At 36.2% G+C, this 17,999-nt stretch carries 14 protein-coding genes; 12 read left to right on the top strand and 2 right to left on the bottom strand.

The genetic code is table 11. The features are described 5' to 3' along the window. The first annotated feature begins 44 nt into the window (after positions 1-44). The gene (locus ACFQ18_RS11110; RefSeq protein WP_083452567.1) at positions 45-1,229 is read left to right on the top strand and encodes an MFS transporter; all 1,185 of its coding nucleotides are present in this window, start codon (positions 45-47) and stop codon (positions 1,227-1,229) included. Between the two features lie 274 nt (positions 1,230-1,503). Further along, positions 1,504-4,680: a DEAD/DEAH box helicase gene (locus tag ACFQ18_RS11105; RefSeq protein ID WP_047185147.1), complete on the top strand. Its 3,177-nt coding sequence runs from the start codon at positions 1,504-1,506 to the stop codon at positions 4,678-4,680. Positions 4,681-4,823: 143 nt separating this feature from the next. Here ACFQ18_RS11105 and ACFQ18_RS11100 read toward each other — a convergent pair whose 3' ends face one another. After that, complete coding sequence (locus ACFQ18_RS11100; RefSeq protein ID WP_047185146.1) at positions 4,824-6,101, bottom strand: hypothetical protein; 1,278 nt, start codon at positions 6,099-6,101, stop codon at positions 4,824-4,826. 324 nt (positions 6,102-6,425) lie between these two features. Between ACFQ18_RS11100 and ACFQ18_RS11095 the strand changes: the two genes are divergently transcribed. The 8 genes from ACFQ18_RS11095 (at position 6,426) to ACFQ18_RS11060 (ending at position 15,114) form a co-directional block, all read left to right on the top strand. After that, entirely contained in the window at positions 6,426-7,436 is a 1,011-nt protein-coding gene (locus ACFQ18_RS11095) for a TAXI family TRAP transporter solute-binding subunit (RefSeq protein ID WP_047185145.1), read from the top strand. A 127-nt stretch (positions 7,437-7,563) separates the two neighbouring features. Beyond that, positions 7,564-8,094, top strand: a complete 531-nt coding sequence (locus ACFQ18_RS11090) for a DUF1850 domain-containing protein (RefSeq protein ID WP_060668628.1) — start codon at positions 7,564-7,566, stop codon at positions 8,092-8,094. Then, the gene (locus ACFQ18_RS11085; protein WP_204798374.1) at positions 8,087-10,105 is read left to right on the top strand and encodes a TRAP transporter permease; all 2,019 of its coding nucleotides are present in this window, start codon (positions 8,087-8,089) and stop codon (positions 10,103-10,105) included. The genes ACFQ18_RS11090 and ACFQ18_RS11085 overlap by 8 nt, the downstream gene beginning before the upstream one ends. Positions 10,106-10,245: 140 nt before the next feature. Beyond that, positions 10,246-11,589, top strand: a complete 1,344-nt coding sequence (locus ACFQ18_RS11080; protein ID WP_204798373.1) for an MATE family efflux transporter — start codon at positions 10,246-10,248, stop codon at positions 11,587-11,589. 109 nt (positions 11,590-11,698) lie between these two features. Beyond that, a complete protein-coding gene (locus ACFQ18_RS11075; protein ID WP_047185141.1) occupies positions 11,699-12,328 on the top strand; it encodes a lysozyme family protein in 630 nt (209 codons plus the stop codon). 58 nt (positions 12,329-12,386) lie between these two features. Then, a complete protein-coding gene (locus ACFQ18_RS11070) occupies positions 12,387-12,764 on the top strand; it encodes a RidA family protein (RefSeq protein WP_047185140.1) in 378 nt (125 codons plus the stop codon). 21 nt (positions 12,765-12,785) lie between these two features. Then, entirely contained in the window at positions 12,786-13,958 is a 1,173-nt protein-coding gene (locus tag ACFQ18_RS11065) for an iron-containing alcohol dehydrogenase (RefSeq protein WP_047185139.1), read from the top strand. A gap of 355 nt (positions 13,959-14,313) precedes the next feature. Continuing rightward, complete coding sequence (locus ACFQ18_RS11060) at positions 14,314-15,114, top strand: LysM peptidoglycan-binding and 3D domain-containing protein (protein ID WP_047185138.1); 801 nt, start codon at positions 14,314-14,316, stop codon at positions 15,112-15,114. A gap of 86 nt (positions 15,115-15,200) precedes the next feature. Here the strand turns inward: ACFQ18_RS11060 and ACFQ18_RS11055 are convergent, their stop codons facing one another. After that, the gene (locus ACFQ18_RS11055; RefSeq protein WP_255449109.1) at positions 15,201-15,332 is read right to left on the bottom strand and encodes a hypothetical protein; all 132 of its coding nucleotides are present in this window, start codon (positions 15,330-15,332) and stop codon (positions 15,201-15,203) included. Positions 15,333-15,669: 337 nt separating this feature from the next. Here ACFQ18_RS11055 and ACFQ18_RS11050 point away from each other — a divergent pair, with 337 nt between their 5' ends. Continuing rightward, complete coding sequence (locus ACFQ18_RS11050; RefSeq protein WP_047185137.1) at positions 15,670-16,860, top strand: glycine C-acetyltransferase; 1,191 nt, start codon at positions 15,670-15,672, stop codon at positions 16,858-16,860. A gap of 28 nt (positions 16,861-16,888) precedes the next feature. Continuing rightward, positions 16,889-17,824 carry an NAD-dependent epimerase/dehydratase family protein gene (locus ACFQ18_RS11045; protein ID WP_047185136.1) on the top strand — a complete coding sequence of 312 codons (936 nt, stop codon included), beginning with the start codon at positions 16,889-16,891 and terminating at the stop codon, positions 17,822-17,824. Positions 17,825-17,999 lie beyond the last annotated feature (175 nt).

Here is a 17,999-nt window from a genome sequence, read left to right as displayed (position 1 = left end):
TTCCCGAAGAAATGAACTTTCCGTCTTTAGAGAGGGTGGCATGTATGGAACCTTTATCGAAGGGATTGGAATTAAAAGAGGAGGGTAAAATTTGGACACGTGACTTTTTATTAGTCTGCATGGCCAATTTTTTTGTTTTTTTAGGATTCCAAATGACGTTACCCACTATTCCGTTATTTGTGAAGGAACTTGGTGGGGGAGACCAGTTAGTAGGAATAATTGTTGGGATCTTCACATTTTCTGCTTTATTAATCCGTCCGTATGCTGGTCATATTCTGGAATCAAAAGGTAGAGGTTTTGTATATTTACTAGGGTTAATTATCTTTGTTTTCTCTGTTGGCGGATTTGCTTTTGCTCTTAGCATGCTCGTGTTAATTATTCTTCGCATTATCCAAGGTGTTGGTTGGGGGTTTTCTACAACTGCAGGTGGTACAGTTGCGACAGACCTTATTCCTCCTAATCGGCGCGGGGAGGGTCTAGGCTATTTTGGATTGTCTGGAAATATTGCTTTAGCCTTTGGGCCATCCTTAGGCTTAACCCTTGTCGGAGTAATATCCTTTACACAGTTATTTTTATTATGTGGAGCATTCGGGTTGGTTGCATTATTATTAGCATCTAAAATTCATTATAAAAAAGTTGAAGTATCCGAACATAAAACGACTACGATAAAATTTGATATTTTTGAGAAAACAGCAATCCAACCTTCTATTCTCCTGTTTTTCATCACCTTTTCATTCGGTGGTATTACTACATTTTTACCTTTACATTCCTTTGAAAATGGGGTAAAGGGAATTGAACTTTATTTTCTCTTCTTTGCTATTTTTCTAATGATCTCGCGGACGTTTGCTGGGAAACTCTATGACAAAAAAGGTCATTTTTATGTGTTTCTACCAGGAACATTCCTTATTTTTTTAGCAATGCTTTTATTAGCATGGCTTCCAAACACCATGGTACTTTTAATTGCCGCTTCCCTATATGGCTTAGGGTTTGGTGGCGTTCAACCGGCCCTTCAAGCATGGGCGGTTGAAAAGGCCAATGCGAGGAGGAGGGGGATGGCGAACGCTACATTTTTCTCCTTCTTTGATTTAGGGGTTGGCTGTGGTGCTATTATTTTCGGTGTAATTGCAATATTTGGTTACGAAGTGATCTATATAACATCTGCTTTTTCTGTCATTTTATCTATGGTTTTATATGTTTATCTTTATAGAAAGGCAAGAAAAAAAGTATAAAGAAGGCTTCCATCAGTGGGGGTTCCTTCATCCCCCACCTACCTCCTTTTTCCCAGTAAGCTTGAGGTGGGAATCTTACTGCACGTTTAGGTTGGATAAAAAAATATTGAAAAGTTGATAGCGTACTCGTCTATACTAGCTAACAGGTATAATCCTAACTAGATTCCCCAATCCTGGTAATAATAGGATTTTAGGTTGGAAAAGTTTCAAAAAACATTGGACTCGTATAAAATAAAGGTAATGATGTCAGTTTAGAAGGTAGGTTACTAATGTTTTGAAAAGACTTAGTGATATTAATCTCCAAAAGTTATTTCCATCTGTCATTTACAGGCGGGGGCTACAATATTATAAAGAGAATAAAGTAAGTGACCTCTTATATGATATTAATTATCAAGTTTGGACGGCAGTTGTTCATGGGTCTGAGGATTACTTTGTTGAAATAGATATGAAAGAAATGGACAAAGGCTTCGTTCATACGTATTGTGATTGTCCAGCATTCGATACATTTGGATCGTGTAAACATATTGTTGCAACTTTATTAACGATTGCTAATAAAGAAAAAGGTAATTCGAATCCTACAAAAAATTATGATTATCAATTAACTGGACGGTTTATGGAGAGAATTACTTCGGTTACCCATTCTAATGCATATTCAGAAATAGTAACCGGAAAAATACCAATGCATGTAGAATACATTTGTAAATGGTCCTATGATAATCAAATTTTAATTGAATTAAAGGCGGGTATTAATCATCGTTATGTGGTGAAGGATGCATACGAATTTATCTCCGATGCTTTAGAGAATCGAGAGCACTTTTTCACGAAGAAATTCACATATAGTTCGGATACACATTATTTTCATGACCAAGATCTAGAAATTTTTGAAATGCTACAATCCATTCGTAAGAACGAGGAAATCTATGAAGGATTCCGGTTCTATCATTATCAAGGAAATATGAATGATTTACGAAATATCGTCATTCCACCATTTCTATTTAAGACCCTTCTGGAGAAATTATATCAACGAGACTTTAAAGTAGAATCTGGAAATGAAGTATATACGAATATAAGTATTGAAGAAGAGGCATTACCTTTTGAATTTTCCTTAACAAAAAATACTCATGACGATTTAATGTTAACAATGGAAGATGTGAAAGGTGCAATTTACTTCCGCTCTTATGAAGTGTTATTTGCTCAAGGGACATTTTACTTTCCTAAAAAGGAACAAATACCGATTGTACAAGAAATGATTGGATTTGGAATGGAAGATTTAAAACTACCGATTACGAAGGAACAAGCAGATACATTTGTATCGGAAGTATTACCATCCCTAAAAAAGGTTGGAAAGGTAGAAACATCAGAAAAAGTCCGTTCTGAAATTATTCAATATCCTTTAAAAGCAAAAATGTATTTAGAGATGAATGACGATGTGATCACGGGTAAATTGGAATATCATTATGGTGAGCACATGATTGATCCGTTTAATGGACGAAAACAAGGCGATGTTATCATCATTCGTGATGTGGAAAAAGAACAAGATATTATGCAACTTATTGAGCATGCTAATTTTCATTATAATGGGAAGGAACTATATATCCATACGGCGGATGAAGAGGATATGTATGATTTCCTTTATTATGTGATGCCACTTTTAGACCAAAATGTGGAATTGTTCTTAACATCGTCTATTCGCGACATGCTAATGGAGACAGACCCAATCCCTAGTACAAATGTCAGGTTAGAGTCATCCTCGAATTTATTAGAAATTGGTTTTGACATCGGTGGAGTGGACAATTCAGAGATTAATAAGATTTTAGACGCTGTGATTGAAAAGAAACGCTATTATAAATTACCTGATGGAGCGCTACTTTCTCTAGAAGGTGACAAGTTTACTTCTATTAAGCAACTTTTAGAGGATATGGATATTGGGAAACAAGATATCCATAACGGGAATATCCAAGTACCTGTTTATCGGGGAATGCAATTAGATGAATTAATCCAAACCGATAAGAGATACGATTCTTCTTATCGTAAATTATTACATCATCTAAAATCTCCTGAAGAACAGGTTTATGACTTACCAGAAAACCTCCATGCTACATTAAGGGAATATCAACTAACTGGGTTTCAATGGTTTAAATCATTAAGTCATTATCACCTTGGAGGTATTCTTGCTGATGATATGGGACTAGGAAAGACCTTACAAAGTATTGCTTATATAGCTTCTGAACCAGTGGTTGAAGGTCCACACCTAATTGTTGCCCCGTCTTCCGTAGTCTATAATTGGAAAAATGAGTTTGAAAAATTTGTCCCAGATTTGAATGTTGCTATTATGACGGGGACACCCGGGGAGCGGAAGGAAAAGATTAAAGAGTTAAAGGGAATGGATGTTTGGATTACTTCCTATGCTACGATAAGACAAGATATTGAACTTTATCGTGAAATGACGTTTCAAACACTGATTTTGGACGAAGCGCAATATATTAAAAATTACGCAACGAAAACATCAAAAGCAATACGTGAGGTTCGGGCAACTAGAAAATTTGCTCTAAGTGGAACCCCGATTGAAAACTCAATTGACGAATTATGGGCTATCTTTCAGGTTATTCTACCGGGATTAATGCCTAATCAACGGAATTTTAAGCAATTATCCAATGAAAAGATCGCTATGATTACAAGACCGTTCATTCTTCGTCGCTTGAAGAAAGATGTATTAAAGGAATTACCTGATAAGATTGAATCGGTTCATGTCTCCGAGTTAACCAAAGATCAGAAAGAATTATATGTTGGTTATTTAAGGCAAGTTCAGCAAGAAGCTGCTCAAACAATAAAAAAAAGTGGTTTTAATCAGAACCGCATGAAGATATTGGCGGGACTGACAAGGTTAAGACAAATCTGTTGTCATCCATCCATGTTTATTGAAAACTATGAAGGACAATCGGGGAAATTAGAACAACTGATGGAGACGGTAAAAACAACTATTTCGAATGGGAGTAGAATGTTAATCTTTTCGCAATTCACGAGTATGCATGAAATCATTATGGAAAGATTGGATCAAGAAGATATTGATTATTTCTATTTAAGTGGCCAAACCCATGCGAAAGACAGAGTAGAAATGAGTGAACGTTTTAATAACGGAGAAAAGAGTATTTTCCTAATCTCCTTAAAAGCTGGTGGTACGGGATTAAATCTTACGGGAGCGGATACGGTTATTCTATATGATTTGTGGTGGAATCCTGCTGTAGAAGATCAAGCGACTGGTCGAGCTCATCGATTTGGACAAAAAAATGTCGTGCAGGTAATAAGGCTTGTTACGGAAGGTACGATTGAGGAAAAGATTTATGAATTACAACAGAAGAAACGTGAATTAATCGACCAAGTCATTCAACCAGGTGAGACGATGTTATCCAGTCTAAGCGAAGATGACGTTCGGGAATTGTTAAGCATATAAGAAAAGCGTAAGCCCCTTACAGTCTAAGAACACGATGTCCTGTACTCGCACCTCCTATGCTTCGTAGCGACGAACGGAAATGGAAACAGTCTCGCTACAGTTAAATTTCAAAGGCCAGATTCTTTAGGAATCTGGCCTTTAGCTTATTGATTTAAGGTAAATAGTTTTCTCGGTCTTCCTTTTTGGTATGGGCGTTCTTCTCCTGACACGCGGATAACGTCACCACTTAATAGTTTATTAACTGTTCTTTCTGCGCTCCTTTTTGTCACTTTATAATAATTAGCAATATCATTGGAGGAGAATGGTTCATTATTTCGCGTACGGATAAAGTCAATAAAATTATAGGATAGTTCGTTATTTAATCGAGCTTTATGAATAAGCGCGTGATATAGTTTGGATGCATCGAATTCCTTTTTAACCCCAATCGGCCCAATCACTTCTTGCCTTTCATTTACGATATAGCATTTGCTGTCATCTGCTCCATTGCATGTTTCAAGAGCAATCTTCGCATTGATACTAGATTGCTTGGCAGTTAGCCCTAGTCCATACCCAATATTCATAGGTACTTTAAGATCGTTTTTAATTTCTCTAAGTAAAGGAAAATCACGATAATGATTGGTTAAATGGTGTATTAGTGCTTTTGTACCGAAAAGAATAATTTCATGATCATTGACCTGATAGAAGGATACATCGGTTTTTTTACTAAACTTCTCAAGAATCACTGATAATTTTTCCATTACTTCTTTTAATTTCTGTTTAGAAATCGTATTTGGATCTTTAATTTGAATATGCCCACTTACAACTTGTGCACCGATGTTTGAATCGAATCGAATGATAGATTTTGCTTGTTCTAACACCTTTTTTAAGTTAGCTTCCGGAGTTACCATGGAGTGAACTGGTATATTCATTATTCTTAATTTGTCGACAACACTTTTAACCGAAGTAATAACATAATCAATCTTTCCTTCCGACCAAAGCTTGGAATGATAGTCAACGATGGAATCAACGGAAGGATCTGTTTTTAGCCCGTAATCATAGATATAGATTTCATTATTGTTAATCTTTAAATCGCGAAGAACTTCTTTCACTACATTTTCGTTATCGATATCAATGGAGAAACGATTTAGAGAATATCCAGAATTCCTTTGCAAGAATAGATTTATAAGAGTCATATGCTCATCATGTTGTACAAAAACAGTAGGTAACCGCTTTCTTTTAATTCTGTCTTTTACATATAAAGAGGAGAGAGCTTCGGTAAAAATGTAAACATCACACATGAAAGCCCTTTCAATTAATTCGGCTGTTTCACTTTCGTTCCTATATGTAAATGGGACAAGTTCAATTGTATTCTCTCTATTGGCAATCTCGCTTAATTTTACAATGGATTCTTCTCTTCCAAATACAGCAGCTTTTACGTTCATAGCATTTATTACTCCTTTTCTAACTATATAATAGATATACTATGATGGAAGAATTCGTAAGTTGTAGAATAGCTATTAAAATTATTATTTAACATCTTGTAAAAGTGATAGGTACTATCACAGATAATGAACTAATAATCCATTGTTATTATCATATTGAATCTTCATAATATTGTCAAGAAGGTACCTTCATATAAACTATAAATGATTTGGAAATTGTAAATTCCAAACAGTACATAAATGGGGAATTATTTGACAATTATAATTGGAGTATAATAGAATAAGGTTGGTAAGTTTTATAAAAATAAAAGGGGGATTGTTTTTATGAAAAAGAAAACACTCTTGTCAGTTGCCATGCTTTTAGTACTGGCATTATTTTTAGCTGCATGTGGTGGTGGCAGTAATGATAGCGCTTCAACAACTGACGCGGGATCTGATTCAGGAAATGATGAAGCGGCAGAAAAGCCAAAATTCTTAAGTATGCTTACTGGTGGTACTAGTGGTACATATTATCCACTAGGTGGAGAAATGGCGAAAATCATTACAGATGAAACAGGAATTCAAACAGACGCTGTATCTTCAAATGCTTCTGCAGATAATGTGATTTCTCTACAAGAAGGGGAAGCAGAACTTGCATTTGTACAAACTGACGTTATTGCAAATGCGGTTGAGGGGATAAACGCATTTGATGGGAAACCAGTTGATAATGTACTAGCATTAGGATCATTGTATCCGGAAACTATTCAAATTGTTACGAATGCTAACTCAGGTATAGAATCAGTAGAAGATTTAAAAGGTAAAACTGTTTCTGTTGGTGCGCCGGGATCCGGAACTTATATTAATGCAGAACAAATCTTAGAAATTCATGGATTAACAATGGATGATATTAAAGCTCAAAACTTAGACTTCGGTGAGTCTACTGGTGGAATTCAAGATGGAAATATTGATGCGGCATTTATTACAGCTGGAACTCCTACTGGTGCTGTAGAAGGTTTAGGGGCTACTACAGACGTTAGTATCGTTCCTATTGCACAAGAAAAAATAGATGAATTGGTGGAAAAATACCCATATTATGCAGCAGATACAATTACTGAAGGAACATATGGACTTGAAGAGGATGTAAATACAGTAGCTGTACTTGCTATGCTAGCGGTTACCGATTCTCTTTCTGAGGATGTAGTGTATGACATTACAAAAGCTCTTTATGAGAATGTAGATCAAATTTCTCACTCTAAAGGTGAGTTTATTAAGAAAGAATCCGCTTTAGATGGTATTGATGTTGACTTACATCCAGGTGCTGAGAAGTACTTTAAAGAAGCGGGATTACTTGAGTAATATAAATTAGTTAAATGGCCGGCTGTCAATCCTATTATTGATATAGGTGTTTGCTGCCGGCATTATTTTACTATAATCCGTTTCGTTCCTCTATACATATTCAGGAATCGAATAGGTGGACAGTCTAATGAAATATAAAAGATTACTTCTTTCCTTCGTAATGCTATTAATTTTAATCATTGCTTTGTTTATTCCCTTTCGAACGGCATTAGTGTTTTATAAAGAAAACACACCTAATATCGAAGCCTTTTTGCCTATTAAAAAAGGAGATACTTTCCAAATAATCTTTAAACATTCTATTCACTTAACAGATGTCGTTGAAAAATATAAAGTAACTAAAGACTTAGAAATAAAACAGTATGAGTTTGTGTATGAAGAATTTGGAATCGGGATGCCATCTAATGCTGAAGAAGGGGAGACCTTTGTATACGAAGATGGAAAGTATCATATAAAGAATATGGATAATGTATTCCCGGAAATAAAAGTACGTAATGGAAAAACTGTATCCGAAAACCGCCTTGTTTGGGGTACGAAAGATAATGAAGACCAACATATGGTTTGGTTCAATGATTACTTTGAGCCTGGGGCTTGGTTTACGATTAAAGTAAAAAGTATTTCACTATGGGAAATGATGGGGGGAGTGGAGATTCATGAGTGAACAAAAGGAAAATCAGCAATTAACAGAGGAAGAACAACAGAAATTGCTCGAAAAGTATGATGTGGAATCAAACACAAGGAAACTGACTGGAGCTGCGGGTTGGATCGTATTCATCGGATTAATTGCATTTTCACTATTCCAACTCTATACTGGTGCATTTGGAGTATTCACAGCTTATATTCAACGAACGATTCACTTAGGTTTTGCTTTATCACTTATCTATTTTCTATTCCCGGCTAAGCGTGGAATGAAAAAAGATAGAGTTATTTGGTATGATTGGATTTTAATTGTTTTATCTATCATTGTTACAGGTTATTGGCCTGTCTTTTACGACAAGCTAGTACAACAAGTAGGTGGTATTGATAATGCCGAAATGATTATCGGTGGTATAGCTATATTACTCGTTCTTGAAGCTACAAGACGTGCAGTAGGTCTTCCGATAACGATTATTGCAATTATATTTCTCCTTTATGCTTATTTTGGACCGTATATGCCAGGAATGCTAGCGCATAGAGGACTTGATCTAGGTCAATTAATTAATACGATGTTCTTTACAACAGAGGGTATCTTAGGTACACCGTTACAAGTATCTTCCACCTACATCTTTTTATTCTTGCTATTTGGTGCATTCCTTGTCCAAAGTGGTGTAGGATTATATTTTAATGATTTAGCTATTGCAATAGCTGGGCGTCGTGTTGGTGGTCCTGCAAAGGTAGCTATTTTCTCAAGTGCATTAAATGGAACGATTTCTGGAAGTTCCGTTGCAAATACGGTAACAACTGGATCCTATACGATTCCGATGATGAAACGTTTAGGATATAAACCAAACTTTGCTGGTGCAGTAGAAGCCGCAGCCTCTACTGGTGGGCAAATTATGCCGCCAATTATGGGGGCAGCTGCATTTTTAATGATTGAATTTGCTGGTGTTCCTTATTGGGATATTGCAAAGGCAGCAGCGATTCCCGCCATCCTTTACTTTGCAGGAATATGGATTATGACCCACTTTGAAGCAAAGAGATTGGGCTTAACGGGACTTTCCAAAGAGGAAATGCCGGACAGAAAAGAAGTATGGAAGAAGGTTTATTTATTAGTACCAATCTTCGCTATTGTATATTTCTTATTTGCTGGCTTTAGTATTGAAAGAACAGCAATTTATGGGATCCTATTTACCATTGCTGTAAGTATGTTTAGTAAAGATACGAATATGTTCTTACATGAAGGTAAATTCACTTTTAGTAAGATTATTACTGCACTCACGGATGGGGCACGTACAGCTCTAGGTGTTGCAGCTGCAACAGCTTGTGCAGGTATTATTGTTGGTGTAGTAACTAAAACTGGATTAGGTTTAAAACTTGGTAATGGTTTAGTAGATCTTGCGGGTACACTTGCAAATTCAGTTGAGATCCAATTAATGTTAACATTAGTATTCACTATGATAACATCCATAATTTTAGGAATGGGTTCACCTACAACTGCTAACTATATCATTACTTCAACCATTGCATTACCGGCCATTATTGCGTTAAACGACCAACTACCTGTAATGATTCCTATTTTGGCTGCGCATATGTTTGTGTTCTTTTTCGGTATTGTAGCAGATATAACACCTCCTGTTGCTTTAGCTGCATTTGCAGCGACGGGAATTTCCGGTGGTGAGCCAATACGAACGGCGTTAAATGCTTCGAAACTTGCGATTGCAGCATATATTATTCCATTTATGTTCGTATTAAATCCGGTACTATTGATGATTGATGCAACCGCTTGGGCCGTAATCATATCATTAATCACCGCAATCATCGGTATGATTGCAATTGGTGCCGGGTTAATTGGGTACTGGTACCGTAAACTACACTGGGTTGAGAGAATCATTGCGGTTATTGCAGGATTGATGTTAATCTATCCAGAAGGGTATTCAGATTTTATAGGCTTTGGAATATTTGTTGTCTTAGTGGCAATTCAATTTATGACAAAAAATAAGGATAACGATAAGGAAAAAATGGTAAGTGCTTAATATGCATTAGAAAACTCGGCATTGATTTTAAAATGCCGAGTTTTTCTCTTTTTGGCGAGAGACTATTACGTATTTTTGATATATTAGTAATAACAAATAGATTCGTAGTGTCCTATATATAAAAGAAAGAGGCTTTTAGAATGAAAAAGCAGTATGATTTTACACAAGGAAATATTTTAAAGCAACTCATTGGTTTCTCTGGTCCCATTCTAATTGCCAACTTATTGCAAACGTCCTACCAATTTGTTGATAGTCTGTGGGTTGGGAATTTACTTGGAGCTAATGCTTTAGGTGCTGTAGCGGTTTCCGGTACGATTATATTTACAGTTCTTTCTTTTATTATTGGATTAAACAATGCAGCATTAACGATTCTTTCTCAGCAAAAAGGTCGTGATAATGAAGAAGGATTGGTAAGTTATTTAAATGCATTTGTAGTCATTATAACTGCCATGGCGTTAGTATTAGGTATATTGGGTTTTATTTTTACGGATGGGCTATTGTCTCTATTAGGTACGCCTGAAGTAATGATGGAAGAGGCTAATCGTTATTTACGTATAAATTTTCTAGGAATTTTATTTCTGTTTGGATACAACTTCATTAGCACGGTACTTCGTGCTATAGGGGATAGTAAAACCCCAATGTACTTTGTGACGATTGCGGTGTTACTGAATGTCGTATTGGACCCATTGTTCATCTCTGTTTTTAATTGGGGTGTGGATGGTGCAGCGATTGCAACTATCACATCTCAAGGATTTGCCTTTCTTATTGGGCTTGTTTATGTCTTAAAAAGAAAGCTCGCGCCATTTACCTTACCAAAATTACCTTCCTGGAAAGAGGCACGGTTGATCTTCCATTTAGGTATTCCATCTGGATTACAAATGGCCGTCATATCCGCCGGGTCTGCTGCTATTATGAGTGTCGTAACAACATTTGGTTCCGGTGTAGTTGCTGGATTTAGTGCCGCACAAAGACTTGATAGTTTACTGTTACTTCCGGCTCACGCATTAAGTGCAGCGGTAACGAGTATGGCTGGACAAAATATTGGAATGAAGAATTGGGATAGGGTAAGTAAAATAGCTAAATATAGTGTTTTGTATAACTTTGCCATTATGTTATTTGTTGGAGTTCTTGTTTTATTTTTTGCGGAATTTGGGATGAAATTATTTATACGTGATGATACGGCAGTACAATTTGGGGAAATGTACTTACAGATTATTGCATTATGTTATCCGTTCTTGGGAATTAATTTCGTTTTAAATGGAATTGTACGTGCTGCTGGTGCGATGTATCAAGTGTTAGTATTAAATATAATTTCCTTTTGGATTTTGCGGTTCCCCTTAACAGCCTTTTTATCTAAACTGTTTGGAGAAATAGGTATTGCGCTTGGTATGGGATCGAGTTTTCTAATAAGTAGTGTATTTGCTTTTATGTACTTCCGTTACGGAAAATGGCGGAAAAAGGAATTGTTTGAAACGAGTAAATAATCACACACCTGTACACAAATTGTTGATAACTTATCAATTATTGTGCATAAGTAAGTATAGCTGTGGATAAATAGTGTTTTAGTAGAAAAGAAGAAGGAAATGTGAAAGTATGAAACGTAATAAAAAGACGAAGCAATCAATCGGTAAAGTATTTTTCATCTGCGTTGTGTTATTTGGCGTCATGAGCTTTGTTTCTATTCTATCGAAGAATGATGTGGCTAACTTTACTAATCCACAGGAAAGTTATCCACAAATAACAAAAGAAGTTCAAGACTATCGTCCACTTGTGGAAAAGTATGCAAAAGAGTATGGTGTAACCCCGTATATAGATGTTTTACTAGCCATCATGATGCAAGAATCTGGCGGAAGGGGTAATGATCCTATGCAATCTTCTGAAAGCTACTGCGGAAAGGTAGGTTGCATAAAGGACCCTGAACAATCTATTAAACAAGGAGTCTATTACTTTTCCGAAGTATTAGACGATGCTAAAGGGGATCTAGAATTAGCTGTTCAGTCCTATAATTTTGGCAGAGGTTTTATAAATTATGTCTTAGAAGAAACGGGAAGTTACTCAGAAGAGATAGCCATTGATTTTTCTCAAAAAATGTACGAAAATGCTTCTGATAAATCTATTTATTCATGTTTGAGGGAAGAAGCAAAGCAATACAATGCTTGTTATGGGGATATTTATTATGTTCAATCTGTTATGGAATATAAGGAAGGGCTAGATTTGGAATAAGGAATGAGAAACTGGTAGTATAAATATATATAGCTATTACTAAAAGGAGGATGAAAAAATGGTAAAAGAAATACATACAGAAAATGCACCAGCAGCAATTGGGCCATATTCACAAGCGATTCAAGCAGGGGATTTTGTTTATGTGTCTGGACAGATTCCTATAAATCCTGAAACTGGTGAAGTAGTGGAAGGAATTGAAAAACAAACAGAACAAGTATTAAAAAATTTAAAAGCTATTCTAGAAGAAGCTGGGGTAGGTTTTTCACAAGTAGTGAAATTCACCATTTTTGTAGCAAATATGGATCACTTTGCGAAAGTGAATGAAATTTATGGCAGTTTTTTAGAAAAGCCATATCCAGCACGAGCAACAGTTGAGGTCAGTCGTTTACCTAAAGATGTTTTGGTAGAAATGGATGTCATAGCCTACACTAAATAACTTATAGAGGGGATTTGAAGCATGGATAATTTCAAGTACTATAATCCAACAAAATTAATTTTCGGAAAAGGACAACTAGATACTTTACCAAAAGAAGTGGAGAGATATGGGAAGAAGGTTTTGTTAGTTTATGGTGGAGGAAGCATTAAACGTAATGGTATTTACGATAATGTTTTAGAGAAATTATCAGAAATCAATGCAGAAGTATTTGAACTCTCAGGAGTAGAGCCAAATCCACGAATCACTACCGTTCGAAAAGGTGTAGAAATCTGTAAAAATGAAGGAATTGAGTTTATTTTAGCGGTTGGTGGAGGTAGTACAATTGATTGCACGAAAGCTATTGCAGTAGGTGCGAAAACCGATGTAGATATGTGGGATATTGTAACGAAAAAGGCCCGTGCTAAGGATGCATTACCTTTTGGTACCATTTTAACAATAGCTGCAACAGGTTCTGAGATGAATGCTGGTTCCGTCATTACGAATTGGGAGACAAATGAAAAACATGGATGGAATGCCATTCCATACACGTTTCCGAAGTTTTCTATTTTGGACCCAGAACATACGATGTCGGTTCCCCGTGACCAAACAATCTATGGAATAGTAGATATGATGTCACATGTACTAGAGCATTATTTCCATCAAACGCCAAATACACCAATACAAGATCGATTTTGTGAAGGTATCCTTACAACAGTTATAGAAACGGCGCCAAAGCTCTTAGAGAATCTAGATAGTTATGAACATCGAGAAACGATTCTTTTAGCTGGTACATTAGCATTAAACAATATGTTAAATATGGGGTATGCAGGTGATTGGGCAACACATAACCTAGAGCATGCCGTATCAGCTGTGCACGATATACCTCATGGCGGAGGACTAGCCATTCTTTTCCCTCACTGGATGAGACATGTTTTAGATGATGAAAATGTACATCGCTTTAAACAATTGGCTGAAAATGTATTTCATGTTGACCCATCAAACAAAACGGATAAACAAGTGGCATTAGAAGGAATTGATAGACTAAGCGAATTTTGGAAGAGTATCGGTGCACCATCTAGACTAGCGGATTATGATATCGACGAAACTTCTATTGAGCTAATGGCGGAAAAAACGGTAGTTTCCCGTCCTCAATTTGGTAACTTTAAAAAGTTAACGAAGCAAGATTCCATTGAAATCTTTAAAGCAAGTTTATAACTTGTGGAACAAAGTTCGACAAATATTTCCCAGGTAATAAAAGGAAGTACAGTTTTTATAGCTGTGCTTCCTTTTTATATTTAAATGTTTACTTATTAACTATACGATGGAAACATAGGTTATGTACGGGTGGCTGGTGCAATTAAATGAAAATTCCCTTAATTTTCAAAGCAACATTACTATTTATTATTTGTAATATTAATAGACAAAACTAGTGCAAATGTATCAAAAATATTACAAATGATACAAAATACAAGACACTCGTAATGTTTGTCATAAACTCTTAATTGTACTGTTACTGTTTTCTCTATGAAGCTATGATAGGATTAATCTAGACTTAAAAGGAGGAATCCAAATGAGAAAGTTAGTAGCAGGATTTTTTGCTGGATTTATGATGTTAACAGCAACTGTAACAACCGTATCAGCGGAGGAATACGAAGTTCAAACAGGGGATAGTCTCTGGGAAATAGCAAATGAAAATAATACATCAGTTGATGATTTAATAGATTTAAATGATTTAAAAACAACAGTTATTCATCCGAAACAAATTCTATTATTAAATGAAACATATGTAGTAGAAAGCGGAGATTCTTTAACTAGTATTGCCAATCAATATGGTGTAACGGTAGACGATTTAAAAGATTGGAATAATCTAAAGTCTGATACTATTATTGAAGGTCAAGAACTTCATATTAAAGAATTATCTAATAAAAATATCGCAAAAGAAGAGCCGAATAAAGTTCAAAAAGAAGAAGTAAAAGCAGATAATGAAGTACAAAAAGAAGAAAACGAAGAACAAAAAGCAGATAACGAAGTAAAACAAGAAGAAAAACCAGTACAAGCTGATGTTTCTGATGATAAGCCAGAAGGAAAAACAATAACGGTAAAAGCAACTGCATATACTGCTGATTGTGAAGGTTGTTCAGGTGTTACATATACTGGTATGGATTTGAATAGCAATCCAGATGCAAAAGTAATTGCCGTAGACCCAGATGTTATCCCATTAGGATCAAAAGTTTATGTAGAGGGTTATGGAGAAGCAGTAGCAGCTGATATTGGAAGTGCCATTAAAGGTAATCGAATTGATGTATTTATTCCAAATGTAGATAAAGCCAAAGAGTGGGGAACACGTACTCTTGACATAACAATTTTATAAGATGATAAAAAGAAGGAATACCTGGCAGGATAGTGGTATTCCTTCTTTAAATTTTCCACGGGGTTTGTGATTAAAATAGATTTCTATTAAAAGTGAACTTCCGTAGACACCCCGTTATCCTCGATGATCTCTGTTGGTTCGTCTGTTGACTTCATAACCCCAAACGTTCCGACTGACAATATAACTAATACAAACAGTCCGAATAAAACCTTACGCATTCTAGTTGCCCTCCATCAAATGTACTACATGTATTATAATAGAAATGAAGGGAATTAACCACAGGGAAATCTTTCATATTCTAAAATATAAACAAGTAATCTCATAGTTTCTACTTTTACCCCACCTAAACGGGTAGTAAGACCCACCTCAAGCTTCTGGGGAAATAAAGAAGGTAGGTGAGTGATCAACTGCCTGTAAAGATCCTAACCATCAGTAAGGGATGAAGGAACCCCCCACTTATGGAAGTCTTCTTTATCCTAGATTTCTAATAAATTTCTTCCAATGACGAAAACGTAAGCAGTGTCATGAATATGATGTTAATAAGGGGGCAATACAATGGCAAATCATTTATTAAGGTTATTTTTAGAAAGTAATTTGGCGAATCTGAAGAAAAATGGACTCTATAATGAAATCGATACGGTTTATGGAGCGAACGGCCCAATGATAACCATTGGCAATAAAAGTTTCATTAACCTATCATCTAATAATTATTTAGGGCTTGCAACGGATCCAAGATTAAAAAAGGTTGCTCAGGAAGCTATAGGTTCCCACGGGGTTGGATCTGGAGCTGTACGTACAATCAATGGGACACTGGATCTTCATGATAAATTAGAAAATAAATTAGCTGAATTTAAAGGGACAGAAGCGGCAATTGCTTATCAATCGGGATTTAATTGTAATATGGCGGCCATTTCCGCTGTAATGGATAAGCGTGATGTTATTTTTTCTGATGCTTTAAATCATGCATCAATCATTGACGGATGCCGACTATCAAAGGCAACGATTATCCGGTATGAGCATTCGGACATGGATGACTTAAGGAAAAAGGCGAAACAAGCAATTTCTTTAGGAAAATACGAGAAAATGATGATTATTACAGATGGTGTCTTTTCTATGGATGGAGATATAGCGAAACTTCCTGATATTGTGGATATTGCCGAAGAATTAAATTTAATTACCTATGTAGATGATGCACATGGGTCTGGTGTTACAGGCAACGGCTATGGAACAGTGAAGCAATTTGGATTAGAGGAAAAGATAGACTTTCAAATTGGAACACTATCAAAGGCGATTGGGGTAGTAGGTGGATACGTTGCTGGAAAAAAGGTCTTAATTGATTGGTTGAAAGCACGCTCCCGACCGTTTCTGTTTTCAACAGCTTTATCCCCAGCAGATATAGCGGCTAGCATAAAGGCGATTGAATTATTAATGGACTCTAAGGAATTGAATCAAGCGCTTTGGGAAAATGGTAATTATTTAAAACATGGGCTCGTAAAGTTAGGTTTTAACATAGGCAAAAGTGAAACGCCGATTACACCTTGTATAATCGGTGATGAAAAGGTGACACAACTATTTAGTAACCGACTGTATGATGAAGGTGTTTATGCTAAATCAATCGTCTTCCCTACCGTACCAAAGGGAACAGGGCGAATCCGGAACATGCCAACTGCCGCACATACGAAGGAAATGCTTGATCGAACCCTAGCAGCATATGAAAAGGTCGGAAGGGAAATGGGGTTGATTTAAAAAAGCTTGTAAAGAAGGAGGTTCCAATATGAAGCGTATCTTAGTTACTGGTGCACTCGGTCAAATCGGCTCCTTACTTGTAGAACAACTACGAACGATTTATGGTATTTCTAGTGTCATTGCAGCCGATATTCGAAATTCTTTGATGGCGCAAGAGGAAGGACCATTTGAAAAAATGGATGTAACGGAAGGTAAGGAGTTTTCGGCTATAGCGAAAAGGCATAACGTGGATACAATCATCCATTTAGCTTCTATACTATCAGCAAAGGCAGAATTCATACCATTAGAAGCATGGAGAACCAATATGACAGGTTTGCTCAATGGATTAGAAATAGCTCGAGAAATGGATCTTCAATTTTTTACTCCAAGCTCTATTGCGGCATTTGGCCACTCCACTCCAAAAGAAAACACACCTCAACTTACCATTCAACGGCCGATAACCATGTATGGTATTAATAAAACAGCAGGGGAATTACTATGTGATTATTATTTTAAAAAGTATGGGATGGATACAAGAGGAATTCGCTTCCCAGGGATCATTTCACATAATGAACCAGGGGGAGGGACAACAGACTATGCAGTAGAAATATATCATGCTGCATTAGAAAGAGGTGCATATACATCTTATCTTAAAAAGGATACGACGCTAGACATGATGTATATACCAGATGCATTAGATGCCATTATACAACTAATGGAAACGGACTCTAATAAACTAAAGAATCGAAATGCCTACAATATCTCCTCATTTGCCGCAGCACCAAAGGATTTTGCACAAGCAATCCGTAAACATATTCCCCATTTTCAACTTGATTATAAAATAGACCCAATCCGGCAAAAAATAGCTGATAGCTGGCCAAATCAATTAGACTGTACTGCAGCAAAAAGGGAATGGGGATTCCAACCAAAATTTGACCTAGAAAAAACGACGGAGGATATGTTTCGAAAAATTAAGGGGAAATAGAGAGGTTGCTCCTTGTATGACTAAAGGTGTACGACCTGCAGATATCTGATATCTGAGAAGTAGTACTGATATCTGAAAAGTAGTACTGATATCTGAGAAGTAGTACTGATATCTGAGAAGTAGTACTGATATCTGAGAAGTAGTACTGATATCTGAGAAGTAGTACTGATATCTG

Origin of the sequence: Oceanobacillus caeni (genome assembly GCF_042678465.1) — a bacterium.
Taxonomy (GTDB): Bacteria; Bacillota; Bacilli; order Bacillales; family Amphibacillaceae; genus Oceanobacillus; species Oceanobacillus caeni.
Note: the sequence above shows the minus strand (reverse complement) of the source record. Positions and strands in the feature narration are given on the sequence as shown.

Coding starts and splice junctions, on each gene's coding strand:
- ACFQ18_RS11110 (WP_083452567.1), top strand. CDS start 45: ATGGAACCTTTATCGAAGGGATTGGAATTAAAAGAGGAGGGTAAAATT.
- ACFQ18_RS11045 (WP_047185136.1), top strand. CDS start 16,889: ATGAAGCGTATCTTAGTTACTGGTGCACTCGGTCAAATCGGCTCCTTA.
- ACFQ18_RS11085 (WP_204798374.1), top strand. CDS start 8,087: ATGAGTGAACAAAAGGAAAATCAGCAATTAACAGAGGAAGAACAACAG.
- ACFQ18_RS11095 (WP_047185145.1), top strand. CDS start 6,426: ATGAAAAAGAAAACACTCTTGTCAGTTGCCATGCTTTTAGTACTGGCA.
- ACFQ18_RS11065 (WP_047185139.1), top strand. CDS start 12,786: ATGGATAATTTCAAGTACTATAATCCAACAAAATTAATTTTCGGAAAA.
- ACFQ18_RS11075 (WP_047185141.1), top strand. CDS start 11,699: ATGAAACGTAATAAAAAGACGAAGCAATCAATCGGTAAAGTATTTTTC.
- ACFQ18_RS11055 (WP_255449109.1), bottom strand. CDS start 15,332: ATGCGTAAGGTTTTATTCGGACTGTTTGTATTAGTTATATTGTCAGTC.
- ACFQ18_RS11070 (WP_047185140.1), top strand. CDS start 12,387: ATGGTAAAAGAAATACATACAGAAAATGCACCAGCAGCAATTGGGCCA.
- ACFQ18_RS11050 (WP_047185137.1), top strand. CDS start 15,670: ATGGCAAATCATTTATTAAGGTTATTTTTAGAAAGTAATTTGGCGAAT.
- ACFQ18_RS11060 (WP_047185138.1), top strand. CDS start 14,314: ATGAGAAAGTTAGTAGCAGGATTTTTTGCTGGATTTATGATGTTAACA.
- ACFQ18_RS11080 (WP_204798373.1), top strand. CDS start 10,246: ATGAAAAAGCAGTATGATTTTACACAAGGAAATATTTTAAAGCAACTC.
- ACFQ18_RS11090 (WP_060668628.1), top strand. CDS start 7,564: ATGAAATATAAAAGATTACTTCTTTCCTTCGTAATGCTATTAATTTTA.
- ACFQ18_RS11100 (WP_047185146.1), bottom strand. CDS start 6,101: ATGAACGTAAAAGCTGCTGTATTTGGAAGAGAAGAATCCATTGTAAAA.